The organism is Staphylococcus haemolyticus (assembly GCF_006094395.1).
GTDB lineage: Bacteria > Bacillota > Bacilli > Staphylococcales > Staphylococcaceae > Staphylococcus > Staphylococcus haemolyticus.
The window spans coordinates 497,382-511,115 of record NZ_CP035291.1 but is presented as its reverse complement, the minus strand read 5'-3'; the positions used below and the strand labels follow the sequence as shown (position 1 = coordinate 511,115).

Annotated in this window: 12 protein-coding genes; 6 read left to right on the top strand and 6 right to left on the bottom strand. The window is 34.8% G+C overall.

All coding sequences use genetic code 11. From position 1 onward, the window contains the following. The first annotated feature begins 1 nt into the window (after position 1). The 4 genes from EQ029_RS02300 to EQ029_RS02285 all read left to right on the top strand — a co-directional run bounded on the left by EQ029_RS02300 (position 2) and on the right by EQ029_RS02285 (position 4,646). Positions 2-769 carry a thiazole synthase gene (locus EQ029_RS02300; RefSeq protein ID WP_053038633.1) on the top strand — a complete coding sequence of 256 codons (768 nt, stop codon included), beginning with the start codon at positions 2-4 and terminating at the stop codon, positions 767-769. Next, positions 769-1,767: a ThiF family adenylyltransferase gene (locus tag EQ029_RS02295; protein WP_053021516.1), complete on the top strand. Its 999-nt coding sequence runs from the start codon at positions 769-771 to the stop codon at positions 1,765-1,767. Before EQ029_RS02300 ends, EQ029_RS02295 begins: the two co-directional genes overlap by 1 nt. Positions 1,768-1,880: 113 nt before the next feature. Further along, positions 1,881-2,495 carry an undecaprenyl phosphate transporter UptA gene (gene uptA / locus EQ029_RS02290; protein ID WP_046309041.1) on the top strand — a complete coding sequence of 205 codons (615 nt, stop codon included), beginning with the start codon at positions 1,881-1,883 and terminating at the stop codon, positions 2,493-2,495. A gap of 186 nt (positions 2,496-2,681) precedes the next feature. After that, positions 2,682-4,646, top strand: coding sequence for a fructose-bisphosphatase class III (locus EQ029_RS02285; protein ID WP_016930791.1), 1,965 nt, complete (start codon positions 2,682-2,684; stop codon positions 4,644-4,646). 325 nt (positions 4,647-4,971) lie between these two features. Here EQ029_RS02285 and EQ029_RS02280 read toward each other — a convergent pair whose 3' ends face one another. Beyond that, the gene (locus tag EQ029_RS02280) at positions 4,972-6,753 is read right to left on the bottom strand and encodes a cation:proton antiporter (RefSeq protein ID WP_053021785.1); all 1,782 of its coding nucleotides are present in this window, start codon (positions 6,751-6,753) and stop codon (positions 4,972-4,974) included. 253 nt (positions 6,754-7,006) lie between these two features. On the opposite strand from EQ029_RS02280, the gene EQ029_RS02275 reads away from it, so the two are divergent. Then, positions 7,007-8,044 carry a YkvI family membrane protein gene (locus tag EQ029_RS02275; protein ID WP_370444501.1) on the top strand — a complete coding sequence of 346 codons (1,038 nt, stop codon included), beginning with the start codon at positions 7,007-7,009 and terminating at the stop codon, positions 8,042-8,044. Positions 8,045-8,104: 60 nt separating this feature from the next. Here EQ029_RS02275 and mhqD read toward each other — a convergent pair whose 3' ends face one another. From mhqD to mhqR, 4 genes are all read right to left on the bottom strand, one after another. After that, a complete protein-coding gene (mhqD, locus tag EQ029_RS02270) occupies positions 8,105-8,698 on the bottom strand; it encodes a methylhydroquinone degradation carboxylesterase MhqD (protein ID WP_053038635.1) in 594 nt (197 codons plus the stop codon). Between the two features lie 15 nt (positions 8,699-8,713). Next, complete coding sequence (locus EQ029_RS02265; RefSeq protein ID WP_037538917.1) at positions 8,714-9,619, bottom strand: VOC family protein; 906 nt, start codon at positions 9,617-9,619, stop codon at positions 8,714-8,716. Positions 9,620-9,634: 15 nt separating this feature from the next. Further along, positions 9,635-10,603 carry a ring-cleaving dioxygenase MhqE gene (gene mhqE, locus EQ029_RS02260; protein WP_057504833.1) on the bottom strand — a complete coding sequence of 323 codons (969 nt, stop codon included), beginning with the start codon at positions 10,601-10,603 and terminating at the stop codon, positions 9,635-9,637. 63 nt (positions 10,604-10,666) lie between these two features. Further along, positions 10,667-11,101, bottom strand: coding sequence for a MarR family transcriptional regulator MhqR (mhqR, locus tag EQ029_RS02255; RefSeq protein ID WP_053016121.1), 435 nt, complete (start codon positions 11,099-11,101; stop codon positions 10,667-10,669). A gap of 177 nt (positions 11,102-11,278) precedes the next feature. Here mhqR and aldA point away from each other — a divergent pair, with 177 nt between their 5' ends. Further along, positions 11,279-12,706, top strand: coding sequence for an aldehyde dehydrogenase (gene aldA / locus EQ029_RS02250; RefSeq protein WP_057504832.1), 1,428 nt, complete (start codon positions 11,279-11,281; stop codon positions 12,704-12,706). Between the two features lie 50 nt (positions 12,707-12,756). Here aldA and EQ029_RS02245 read toward each other — a convergent pair whose 3' ends face one another. Then, positions 12,757-13,710: a metal ABC transporter solute-binding protein, Zn/Mn family gene (locus tag EQ029_RS02245; protein WP_370739593.1), complete on the bottom strand. Its 954-nt coding sequence runs from the start codon at positions 13,708-13,710 to the stop codon at positions 12,757-12,759. Positions 13,711-13,734 lie beyond the last annotated feature (24 nt).

The window sequence follows — 13,734 nt, the reverse complement described above, 5'->3', positions numbered from 1 at the left end:
AATGTTTAAAATTGGAAATTTAGAATTACATTCTCGTTTATTACTAGGTACAGGAAAGTTTGAAAATGAAGACGTACAAACAGAAGCGATTAAAGCTTCAGAAACAAATGTACTTACTTTCGCAGTAAGACGTATGAATTTGTATGACAAGAATTTACCTAATCCACTCGCAAATATTAATCTAAAAGACTTTATCACTTTTCCAAATACTGCTGGCGCAAAAACTGCTGAAGAAGCCATTCGCATCGCAGAAATCGCTAAACATGCCGGTGTTTGTGACATGATTAAAGTTGAAGTTATCGGAGATGATGAAACATTATTACCTGATCCGTTTGAAACATATGAAGCTTGCAAAGTATTGCTAGAACGTGGCTACATTGTTTGTCCATATATTTCTAACGACGTTGTGTTAGCTAAACGTTTAGAAGATTTAGGTGTACATGCTGTTATGCCATTAGCTTCACCAATCGGTACAGGTCGCGGCATAAACAACCAACTTAATTTAAGTTACATTATTAAAAACTCAAATGTGCCAGTTATCGTTGATGCTGGTATTGGTTCTCCGAAAGATGCATGTCATGCGATGGAATTAGGGGCTGACGGTATTCTACTCAATACAGCTGTATCAGGTGCGAAAGATCCTGTGAAGATGGCAGAAGCAATGAAATTAGGTATTCATGCTGGTCGCTTGTCTTATGAAGCAGGACGAATCCCAGTTAAATATACTGCGCAAGCATCAAGCCCAACTGAAGGTTTAGGATTCTTATAATGCAACGTTACAATCGTCAAATGAGATTTTCTCCTTTTGGTGAACAAGGACAGCATGCCCTCTCTAATGCAAAGTTGCTTATCTTAGGAGCCGGTGCATTAGGTAGTCATGTTGCCGAGCTACTTGCTCGTATGGGGGCACATCAAATCACAATTGTTGATATGGATATTGTTGAAACGTCTAATCTACATCGACAAGCGCTTTATACTGAAGATGACGCACTAAATATGGTACCAAAAGTCCACGCAATAAAAGAACATATTGCACGTATCAATCATCATGTAGACGTACAAACATATTATCAAGAAATAACTTCAAACAATATTGAAGATATATTAGATGAAGTTAAACCAGATATCGTTATCGATGGGATGGATCATTTTAAAATTCGTTATCTCATCAATGAAGTGTGTCACAAGTATCAAATCCCTTGGGTATATGGTGCTGCTGTCGGCAATAAAGGAACGGTTTATGGCATTGATTTCAAAGGGCCATGTCTAAAATGTCTATTAAAACAAATGCCATCAAGTGGCGAAAGTTGTGCGATTAATGGCGTACTACCGACTATTATTACGCAAGTAGCAAGTTATGAAGTTGCAGAAGTACTTCGTTACCTATCTGGGGAAGGCTTTTCAAAAAAATTAATCACTATTGATACGTGGCATATCGATTATAAAGCGATGAACGTCGATATATTGAAAGATCACGCCTGTGAGGTATGTACGAATCAAAACTACTCACTCTTAGAAACGAAACACCAACAGCATATTGAAAGCTTATGTGGACGTACGTATCTCTTTAGATATCAGTCAAGCATATTTGAACATGCACATCACCTTCCCGGTGAAATTGTAAAGTCCACTTCTTTCGCAAAATTAATTAAAGATGACGATTATGAAATTACCTTATTTAAAGATGGACGTATGAATGTTTATGGCATCGAAGATGATGAAGAAGCATTTAAGTTGTATCATTCTTATTTAAAAGCTCTAAAATAAAAATACACATAGGTTTATACAAGCAATTCATAGTAAATTTTATTATAATAAATTTACTATGAATTTTTAATTTCACAAATAATGCTTTTAATAAAAGGAGTTCTTGAATATAAATGGAACAATTAATCACTGATTTTATAAGTAAGTGGGGTTATACAGCAATCTTTATTCTCATCTTATTAGAGAATGTTTTACCTGTTGTCCCATCTGAAATCATTCTTACCTTTGCTGGTTTAATGTCAGTTAAGTCGGGTTTATCAATACCAATTTTATTCCTTATATCAACAATCGCATCATTTATTGGATTATTAATCCTATATTATTTATGCCGTTTAATTAACGAAGAAAGTATTTATCGTTTTGTAGATAAACATGGTAAATGGTTTAAACTTAAAGGTAAAGATGTAAGGCGCGCAAATGACTGGTTTAAACGTTATGGAGCATGGGCAGTATTATTATGTCGCTTCATTCCAGTATTACGTGTATTAATCACAATTCCTGCTGGTATCAATAAAATGAATGTCGTTACGTTCGCAGTATTATCATTATTAGGCACTACAATTTGGAACTTCGCCCTAATCTTATTAGGCCGTATGCTAAGTGGTAGTTTCGATGCCCTAATGGCTGGTTTACACACATACTCATACATTATGTACGTGATTATTATTCTTGCAGTTCTTTACGTGCTTTATAGAATATTCTTTAAAAATAGAAACCGCGTCAAGTAATACGTGAAAGCCTCAGAATTCATTGGTGACTGAGGCTTTTTTATTAAATAGTAGTATTTTAGAATTAATTCTGACATTTTAAGCATCACCATTGAAAAAGTAGTGTTTTTTAAAGATAATTAATGTAAGCGGTTTTATGACATATCTTCCCATATGAATATCAATTCCAAACAGGAGTGAAATTAGATGACACAAACGACTGAAAGTGAATTACGAGAGAAATATTTAGATTTATTATCACAACAATTTGATAGTCCTGAGAAGTTAGCAACAGAAATTGTCAATTTAGAGTCTATTCTAGAATTACCAAAAGGTACTGAACACTTTGTCAGTGACCTTCATGGTGAATATGAATCGTTCCAACATGTATTACGTAATGGGTCTGGTAATGTTCGTTCAAAAATAAACGACCTTTATGCAAAGACATTATCCCAAAAAGAAATCGATGACTTAGCTGCCCTCGTTTATTACCCTGAAGAAAAATTAAAACTTGTGAAAAATAACTTCGATTCGAAGGGAAAATTAAATGTTTGGTATATTACTACAATTGAACAATTAATTGATTTAATTACTTATTGTTCATCAAAATATACACGCTCAAAATTACGTAAAGCGTTACCTAAAGAATATACATATATCGTTGAAGAGTTACTTTATAAAAATAACGAATTCAACAATAAAAAATCATACTATGAAACACTAGTAAATCAAATTATCGAGTTAGAACAATCTGACGACTTAATTATTGGTTTATCTTATAGTATCCAACGTCTAGTTGTTGATCATCTTCATGTAGTTGGTGATATATACGACCGTGGTCCTCAACCAGATAAGATTATGGATACGTTAATCAATTATCACTCTGTGGATATTCAGTGGGGAAACCACGATGTCTTATGGATAGGTGCATATGCAGGTTCTAAAGCTTGTTTAGCTAACCTACTTCGCATATGTGCACGATACGATAATTTAGACATCATCGAAGATGCTTACGGAATTAATTTACGCCCGTTATTAACACTTGCCGAAGAACATTATAATGGCGAGAACCCTGCATTCAAACCTAAGAAACGTCCTGATAAACCAGTTGGACTATCTAAACTTGAAGAAAGTCAAATCACTAAGATTCATCAAGCCATTGCGATGATTCAATTCAAACTAGAAATGCCAATTATCAAGCGTCGTTCTACCTTTGAAATGGAAGACCGTTTAGTCTTGGAAAAGGTCAACTATGATACGAATGAAATCACGATTTACGGTAAAACATATCCTTTAAAAGATACATGTTTCAGTACTGTGGACCCACAAGATCCTGGTAAATTACTACCTGAGGAAGAAGAAGTTATGAATAAACTCCTACTTTCTTTCCAACAATCTGAGAAATTGAAACGTCACATGTCGTTCTTGATGAAGAAAGGGAAACTTTACCTTCCATATAATGGCAACCTTCTTATTCATGGTTGTATCCCTGTTGATGAGAATGGAGAAATGGAATCATTCGAAATTGAAGGTGAACAACATAAAGGACGTGACCTATTAGACGTATTTGAAAGACATGTACGTTATGCATATGACTACAAAGAAATCACTGATGATCTATCAACAGATTTAGTGTGGTATTTATGGACTGGTAAATATAGTTCACTTTTTGGAAAAAGAGCGATGACAACATTTGAACGTTACTTTATTGAAGATAAAGCATCTCATAAAGAACCTAAGAATCCATATTATTATCTACGAGAAGATGTTGATATGATTCGCAAAATGTTAAAAGACTTCGGTCTCAATCCAGATGAAGGAAGAATTATTAATGGACATACACCTGTTAAAGAAATAGATGGCGAAGACCCTATTAAAGCAGATGGTAAAATGTTAGTTATCGATGGTGGATTCTCAAAAGCATATCAAAAAACGACAGGTATTGCGGGTTATACATTACTTTACAATTCATTTGGCATGCAATTAGTCGCACATCAACATTTTGATTCAAGAGATAAAGTACTATCAGATGGTGCAGATGAATTATCAGTACGTCGTGTTGTAGACGAAGAATTACAACGTAAAAAAATTAGAGATACCAATGACGGTAAAGTACTCCAAGAACAAATCCGCATCTTAAAATTATTAATGCATGATAGATACTTAAATTAATACAAATATTTACGACACCCTAAAAAAAGGGAGTAGGACAGAAATAATATTTTCTCAAAATTTATTTCGTTGTCCTACCCCGTCAAGGATGACTAGGTTTGAAAAAAGCTTGATTCAAGCGCATTTTCAAATCAGTCAGCTACTGACAAAATGATAAAGTAGGCTGAGACATTTTTTTGTCCCAGCCCTTTTTAAATTTTATTTATTCTTAATAACAGATGGTAATGCACATAAATAGGTAAGTAATTCTAAAATGTAAAACATTTAAGAATTACTTTTAAGAACTACTTTACAATCCTCTAATTAAACATAACTTAAACTATTTTCAATACACATCTCTTAATATGCCGTATGTGCCTTGATCATATTGTGGTATAGGTTTAGTACTTTTATTAAATGAAACAACACTATTATCATCAACATGATAGATAATCATATCGTGATCAGTAATTGTGTCGTATTCCTCTGCAAGTACCTCCACAATATTCTTATTAATTATCGTATTATCAAACCATCTTGGACTGTGTGACTCATCAAATAAAATATGATTACGTAATGGACCATTTAAGTTATTACGTGCCTGTTCATCAGTAAATGACACTGGCATCATACTTACATTATTCAATCCAAACTCTGGTACCAATTCATTAAACGCTAAACTATTAAAAATAAACGACTTAGTCATTAATAGACATTTATTATAACGAATTAAATCCGCATATATTCGATCACTACTTGATAATAAATTTCCCTTAAACACTTCAAAGCCAAGTTCTTCTGCCTTCTCCGACGTATTCTCAAACAAATTAAATACCATTATAGGAATATCATGTTCATGTAGTTTCGTACCAAGATGGAATGAAAATTCACTCTCTCCTACTATAATGACACCTGGTGGTTCCGTACTAGCAAGACCTAGCAACTTACTCAATGGCGTAAAGCTAAAGCCGTAAATGACAACCGTAATAAACACTAGTCCAAACGTCACTGGCGTGATATAACTTGCCATTTTCACATTATCATCCATGAATAATCCTCCAAAGAATTGTGCCACAGTTAAAACGACAATTCCTCGAGGTGCCATCATTGCAACAATAGCGCGTTCTCTTTTCGTGATTTCTGTACCTATTGTTGATAATAAAACAGAGATTGGACGTACCAATACAATCATTGCAATCGCAAAAATCACTAATTGCCATGACAAGACATCCATCAATACAGATGACGTTAATGACGAAGTGATTAAAATAAAGACGGTGGATACAAGAATAGATGATGCATTTTCAATGAAATGATCTGACTCCTTGTAAATTAAATCATGTCTCTTATAACGTGCCATCATTAAGCCGAAAATTGTAACGGCTAATAATCCTGATTCTTGTAATATTTGGTCACAAATACTAAAGACTAATAAAATAAAGACTAACTGAATCGATGGCATCAAATTTTGCGGAATAAAATCACGTTGGATTAACCAATTGAAAATGAATGATGCCCCGAATCCAATTACGGCTGTTATAATCATTTTCAAAATAAAGATTAAAATAATTTGAACGCCAAAGCCTTGTTCAAATATTTGATAAACATAAAACGCAGTTAATGCGAGTATCGGTCCTATTGGATCTAATATGATACTTTCCCATCTTAAAATAGAGTCAACACTCTTACGCACCTTTGCTTGCTTAAGAAGTGGCTGAATGACGGTTGGGCCTGTAATCAAGAATAATCCGCCCATCACAACCGCAACAGAGATTGGAAAATCTAAAATTTTATGTAATGCAATCGCACCGAGCACCCATGATATAGCTGCGCCAACAGTAATAATTCGAATGACCGCTTTAGAAATGCCACTTAATTCACGAAAGTCTAAATTACTACTTCCTTCGAATAAAATGACAGCTACAGCTAAAGATACAATCGGACTAAACACTTCGGCTCCCAATGTTTCTTGAGGGTTAACTAGTCCCAATATCGGTCCAATCAATAAGCCCACAATCGACATGACTACAATTGATGGCCATTTAATCTGTGTCGCTAACCATTGACTAAATATGCCTAATGCTAAAAATAAGACAATGATTAACATGACAGGTAAATCTAATGACATACCTACACCTTCCTCAATAAGATTCAACTTTTTTAATACTGTGTAATACTATCAAACTTTGATTAAGCCTGCATTATTATTTTATAAACAACCTGTTAATGCCTTTTTCGGACATACAATGTTCACTTCGAGTAAACTTTCCTATTTATTTCTAGTATATTTTCATCTAAAATAGGTAATTGCGTTTAAATATATGAATTTAGAAATGATTTGAAAGGAAATTTTAATTGTGCAACTTTTTAAAGAGACTATCATGGTAGCTTTCGCACTTGTTGGTGTTGTCGTTGGTGCTGGTTTTGCTACTGGTCAAGAAATATTTCAGTTCTTCACAAGTAACGGTATCTATAGCATCTCTGGCATTATTGTTACCGGTTTGATTATAACGCTAGCAGGCGTTTTCGTATTAAACACTGGCTTTGTCATTCAATCTCATAACCATTCTGAGTCTATTCGATATTATTTACATCCAATCATTGCACGTATCTTTGATATTATCTTAACTCTATTCTTATTCTCCTTAGCGATGATTATGACTGCGGGTGGTGCGTCAACTATACATGAAAGTTTCGGATTACCTTATTGGTTGAGTTCATTAATTCTAGTGTTAGTCATTCTTATGACGCTATTTCTTAAATTTGAACGTCTGATTACGGTATTAGGTATGGTTACACCGTTCTTAGTCATTGTTGTTTCTATTATCGCTATCTATTATTTTATAACAGGAGATTTAAATTTTAGTGCGGCCAATCGTTTCAACAAACAGCATCAATCTCTATCACTTGGTTGGTGGTTTGATGGGTTAAATTATGCAAGCCTACAAATCGCAGCCGCATTTAGTTTTTTAAGTGTTATGGGCGGTCGCATGCAGCATCGTCAGTCTGGCTTATGGGGTGGCCTACTTGGTGGCATCATTATCACATTACTGTTATTAATGATTAATTTGTGCCTTGTTACAGAATTTGAACATATTCAATCTGTCGCATTGCCGACCCTATTACTCGCAAGTCACATTTCACCATTATTAGGTACAGTGATGTCGATTATAATGGTTCTTGTTATCTATAATACGATTGTAGGTCTTATGTATGCATTTGCTTCCAGATTTACAGAGCCATTTTCCAAAGGGTACTTTGTACTCATCATTATAATGGCTATCATCACGTTTATATGTACATTTATCGGTTTCATTTCTTTAATTGGAAAAGTCTTCCCAATCATGGGATTATTTGGCTTCATACTACTTATCCCAATTTTATACCAAGGGTTTAAACACTTAGTATTCTCTAAATAAATTAGGATACATTAAAATGGACCCAAAGATGCGAACCATACATCTTTGAGTCCTTTTCCATTATGAATTCAGTATTTCTTGACCTTTCTGTAATCCAGCTTGTGTAATTTCATGACTATTGACCCATACTTCTGTAACCTGTGCACCCTGATGTTTAAATAAGTTAATGACATGTTCACTTTGATCAATAGATACGATTGGATCATTTTTTCCCATTGATAATAGAACGTCTACATCACTCATATCTTTGCTTGTTGAAGCGTCTATTGGATAAAGTGGGGCAAATAGTAATGCTTTTTTAAACGGTGCTTTGTCACGTAACATTAAGTTAATCGCAATATTTGATCCATTAGAGAAACCAACTAAAGCCGTTCGTTTCAAATCAAATTGATACTGTTCAGCCGCTTCATAAATAAAACCAAGCAACCGTTGACCTCGATATTCTAAATCTTCCTCATCGTATACGTCTTCTGCAAGACGTTTGAAATAACGATTCATACCATTTTCATTGACTTCTCCACGAATACTTAACAAGTTATAGTTAGGATTTAAAGCTGTTCCAAGTGGAATAAGATCTGTTTCATCCCCACCAGTTCCATGTAACAAAATTAACGTAGGTGCGTTATCCTTACCTGGTCTATAAATATGTTCCATTTGTCTCACCTCTCCTTAGTACTCATTTAATTTTATTGGCATTAAATGACCTTCTATTTCATATCTTCTTTCCTCGTAAAATGGCGGTAACTGTAGTTGTCTACCTAAATCATCGACGCTTTCATCAATCGTGAATCCAGGTCCTGCAGTTGCAAATTCAAATATTAAATTGCCAGGTTCTTTCATGTAAACCGCATGAAAATAGAATCGTTCTTTCACATCTGTTACATGCAAACCTTTATTATGAAGATAATCACGCCATTGTACATGTACCTCGTCATTTGGTACTGACCATGCAATATGATGGAAGATGCCACCACCCCAACGTACAGGTTGTGGGTTTACAAACTTTTTCACAATAATTTGATGATGCACGCTACCACTCGTTTGATAGTGCACATTGTCATCTGTTTCTTGAATATATTCTAACCCTAAATCATTTTGCAACAATGCTTCCGTAGCTTGAGGATTACCTGATAGCATTGTTACGCCATGAAATCCTATGATGTCATTGTTAACACGTTCTTCATCACTTTCAACCATCGCTAGTGTTAATCCGTGAATGTCCTCAAATTCTAACGTTGTTTGATTGAATGAATCAGTTTGACGTGTTTGAATCCCATTCGCATTTAATTTCATTTCCCAATGTGACATGCTATCTTTCGGTATTCTAAACGCTAAACGTCCAACCTGACCTGAACCGATACGACCTCTATATTGATTTGGCCAATTAAAGAAAGTAAGTACCATATCATGTTGCGCTCTGTCATTTGAGAAATATAAGTGATATGTTTTTGTATCATCATAATTTACTGTTTGTTTAATCAAAGATAAATTTAATACATTTGTATAGAAATCATACGTTTCTTGAGCATCTCCTACAATCGCTGAAATATGATGAATGTGTGTAATTGGTTCCATAAATTCAATACCTCCCTATTTATAACTTTTTCCAGTTGTATCAAACGGACGAACTTGCGCTTCAATCGCTTCTCTTTGTTCCTCTAAAAATGGTGGAAGTGATAATTTCTCGCCTAGCGTTTCATAGGGTTCATCACCCATAAAACCAGGTCCATCAGTTGAAATTTCTAACAAAATATGACCGATTCGTGCATACAATGCTTCAAAATAAAAACGATCGACTAAACCGGAGTTTGGTATGCCTAGTTCTTGATATTTCTGTATCCAGTGTTTAATGGCCTCATGATCTTTCACTCTAAATGATACATGATGAACTTCGCCATATCCTTGTACGGCAACTGGTCCCTCTGAATCCTTTCTTAAAATAACTTGACCACCATTACCACCTTCACCGACTTCAAGTAATGCTACATCTTCTTCATTCATAATTGTTCGCATCCCATAAACATTTTTCAATAATTGTTTGAAATCCTCGAAGTAACTGACCGTGATTTCAATTGGTCCTAAGCCATAAATTGCCTTATCCTCTGGAACCGGCCCATTCTTCCATGGTTTACCTGGTGAGACACCGCTGTTGCCTTCATCGGATACTAATTGATAGTCTTGTCCATCCTCCTCTTGAAAAGGCAATACCTTCTTACCTAACACGTTTTGAATACCATCATGTTTTATACCAAACGCTTCAAACCGCTTCATATAGTATGTTAATGCTTCACCACTTGGAACACGAAACGATGGTTTAGTAATCGAATTGGTACCTTTACGTCCTTGAGGAATGCCAGGAAAATCAAAGAATGTCATATCTGTACCAGCTGTCCCCTCATCATCTGCAAAAAATGTATGATACGTTTGAATATCATCTTGGTTTACTGTTTTTTTAACTAGTCTCATACCTAGTACTTCGGTAAAAAATTTATAGTTACGTTCAGCATCATCTGTAATTGCAGTTACATGATGAATACCTAATAAATCATGTTTAGCCATATTAAAAACCTCCATTTATTTCGATTTCGAGATAATTTTCGTTATAAATAAAAGTGCACCGATTTACACTTCAGTAGATTGTGCACTTAATTTTTTGAATGCTTGTTGAATCGTTATCAATTCTTCTTCTGATAGAACTGAGAAGGCTTGTTCCAACGTTGAGGCATGTTGTGGAAATATATCTGCCATAAATTGTTGACCTTTGTCAGTAAGTGTTGCGTTATATACACGCTTATCTGATGGATCTTTATCACGTGTAATCCAACCTTTGTCTTCTAATTGGCTCACAACGTATGAAATACTACTACTCGCGATGAGCACCCTATCTCTAATACGTTGAATAGGTTGTGGACCTTTACTATAGAGTAACTCTAACACCGCAAATTCCGTCACATTGAGTCCGTAATTCTTCACATCTTGTTGCACGATTTTTTCTAATGTATCTAATGCTCTATTTAGACCAATAAATGCTTTTAATGAATGTTCTGTGCGATCCATTTACTCACCACCTTTAATTTATTTCGATTTCGAGATAAATTGTACACGCGTTTCTATTAATCGTCAATATGTTAGCTCTATTATAATTTCAATATCTATTTATTTCTATCTTTTTTCAAAATGAAATAAGCATGGAAACGGTTGTTACAGGGAATACAAACAATGGAGGTGTCTCAAATGACCAATCAATTATTTATAAACAATGAATTTGTAGAGAGTAAATCTAATGACACGATGGAAGTCATCAATCCTGCTACAGGAGAAGCATTTGATACCATTACTTTCGCAACTGAGGAAGAAGTTAACGAGGCAATCGAAAAATCTAAACATGCACAACTTGAATGGGAAAAAGTACCAGCACCAACACGTGCAGAGCATGTTAAATTATTAATTCCTTTATTAGAGCAAAACAAAGATGAACTTGCCAAATTGTATGTTAAAGAACAAGGTAAAACATTAGCACAAGCTGAAGGTGAAATCGATAAAGCTGTGCAATTTATTGATTATATGACAAGTTTAAGTATGCGTAATAAAGGCGAAGTACTACAAAATAGTGTATCTCATGAAATGATTCAATTAATTAAAAAGCCAATTGGTGTAACTGCAGGTATCGTCCCATGGAATGCACCAATTATGGTCTTGATGCGTAAAGTGATTCCAGCACTAGTAACGGGATGCTCAATCGTCATTAAACCAAGTGAAGAAACAACATTATTAACGTTAAGATTGGCTGAGCTATTCCGTGCTTCAACGATTCCAGCCGGTTTAATTCAAATTGTACCAGGCACTGGTGAAGCTGTGGGTACACAGCTTGCCACACATAAAGATGTACAACTCATTTCTTTAACAGGAAGTATGCGTGCTGGTAAAGCCGTTTATAAAAATGCAGCAGATGCAGTAAAAAAAGTGAACCTTGAATTAGGTGGTAACGCGCCTGTCTTGGTTACACCTCATGCAAACCTAGACAAAGCAGTGGACTACATTGTCACAGCACGAATAAATAATGCTGGTCAGGTATGTACTTGTCCAGAACGTATCTTTGTTCACGAAGATGTTCATGATGACTTTGTGAGCAAGGCTAAACAACGTATGAGCGACTTACAAGTCGGGGACCCATTAGACGACAATACCGACTATGGTGCTATTATCAATCAAACTCAATTGGACAGTATTGATAACAAAGTGCAAGAAGCCATTAAAAATGGTGCAGACTTAGTCTTAGGCGGTCATAAATTAGATCGCGCTGGTTTCTTCTATGAACCTACAATTCTTGATAATGTAAAAAAAGATGACAGTGCCTTTAAAGAGGAAATTTTTGGCCCTGTTCTAGCAATTACAACTTATAATGATTTCGATGAAGCAATTGATGCCGCAAACGATACAAATGCAGGTTTATCTTCTTATATCTTTTCAGAGAATTTAAAAGAAGTGATGGAAGCTACAGAACGTTTAAAATTCGGTGAAGTTTACGCTAATTGCGAAGCAGAAGAAGTTGTTAATGGTTACCATGCTGGTTGGAGAGAATCAGGTTTAGGTGGAGCAGATGGTATTCATGGTTTCGAAGAATACTACAATACAACGGTGAGCTATATTAGATATGAATAAATTGGTATAAAAATATCCCCATCTCCTAATAAAAGGATTGGGGATATTTTTTATTTATTCAATGCTTTATCCAACGCTTTAATATTCTTTTTCATGATTGATTGGAAAGTTAAATCTTTGTCGTTAGCTTGTTCTTTAGATAGCACAGACAAATTATTAAAACTTACTGGTTCTGCATTGGTTTCATCACGAATAACATCAGTTATCTTTGAAGTGATATTCTGTTCGTAAAGGATATAAGGTTGCTTCGATTGATTGATTTGTTTAATAAGCGCAAGAATATCCTTTTGACTAGGCTCTTCGTTATTCATACCACTGACACCCTCTTGTTGAAAGTGATAACGCTCTGCTAAATAACCTAATGAATCGTGAGAGATAGTTACTTTTTCTCTTTTAGGATTTTTAGTAATTGTTTTCAAATTATTGTCTAAATCTGTTAAATCCTGATTCAATTTCTTAAAATTTTGTTCATAATATGCTTTGTGTTGAGGATCTCTTTTAACTAAATCATTCTTTATTTTTTCTGCAAAATGCTTGTCTAGGACTGGGTCGAGCCAAACATGTGGGTCGTGACTTTCCTCTTCATGACTATGATGCTGGTCGTGATCTTCATGATCATGGTCTTCTTCAAGCAATGTATGATGATTTAAATCAGCTGCAACTGCTAATTTCATATCATCGTTGGTCATTGATTGCGTAATCGTCTTAGCCACTGGATCTAAGTCGTCACTTGAATATATAAACAGATCACTTTTAGCAATATTAATCATATCTCTCTGAGTTGGTTCATATGAATGGGTGTCTGCACCTGGAGGATAAATCGTATCCACATTGACATATTTGCCACCTATTTGTTTGGTGAAACTTTCAAATGCAAATACTGTAGTATAGATATTTATTTTATTATTGGTTGAAACATCTTTCTTTTTCGCATCCGAATATTGCCCTGTGCTACAAGCTGATAAAGCAATACTAATACACAGGACGATAATGAGATAGCCAATCCTCTTCACACAGAACCCTCCAAA

Coding starts and splice junctions, on each gene's coding strand:
- EQ029_RS02295 (WP_053021516.1), top strand. CDS start 769: ATGCAACGTTACAATCGTCAAATGAGATTTTCTCCTTTTGGTGAACAA.
- EQ029_RS02280 (WP_053021785.1), bottom strand. CDS start 6,753: ATGTCATTAGATTTACCTGTCATGTTAATCATTGTCTTATTTTTAGCA.
- EQ029_RS02285 (WP_016930791.1), top strand. CDS start 2,682: ATGACACAAACGACTGAAAGTGAATTACGAGAGAAATATTTAGATTTA.
- EQ029_RS02265 (WP_037538917.1), bottom strand. CDS start 9,619: ATGGAACCAATTACACACATTCATCATATTTCAGCGATTGTAGGAGAT.
- mhqD (WP_053038635.1), bottom strand. CDS start 8,698: ATGGAACATATTTATAGACCAGGTAAGGATAACGCACCTACGTTAATT.
- EQ029_RS02300 (WP_053038633.1), top strand. CDS start 2: ATGTTTAAAATTGGAAATTTAGAATTACATTCTCGTTTATTACTAGGT.
- mhqR (WP_053016121.1), bottom strand. CDS start 11,101: ATGGATCGCACAGAACATTCATTAAAAGCATTTATTGGTCTAAATAGA.
- uptA (WP_046309041.1), top strand. CDS start 1,881: ATGGAACAATTAATCACTGATTTTATAAGTAAGTGGGGTTATACAGCA.
- mhqE (WP_057504833.1), bottom strand. CDS start 10,603: ATGGCTAAACATGATTTATTAGGTATTCATCATGTAACTGCAATTACA.
- aldA (WP_057504832.1), top strand. CDS start 11,279: ATGACCAATCAATTATTTATAAACAATGAATTTGTAGAGAGTAAATCT.
- EQ029_RS02275 (WP_370444501.1), top strand. CDS start 7,007: ATGGTAGCTTTCGCACTTGTTGGTGTTGTCGTTGGTGCTGGTTTTGCT.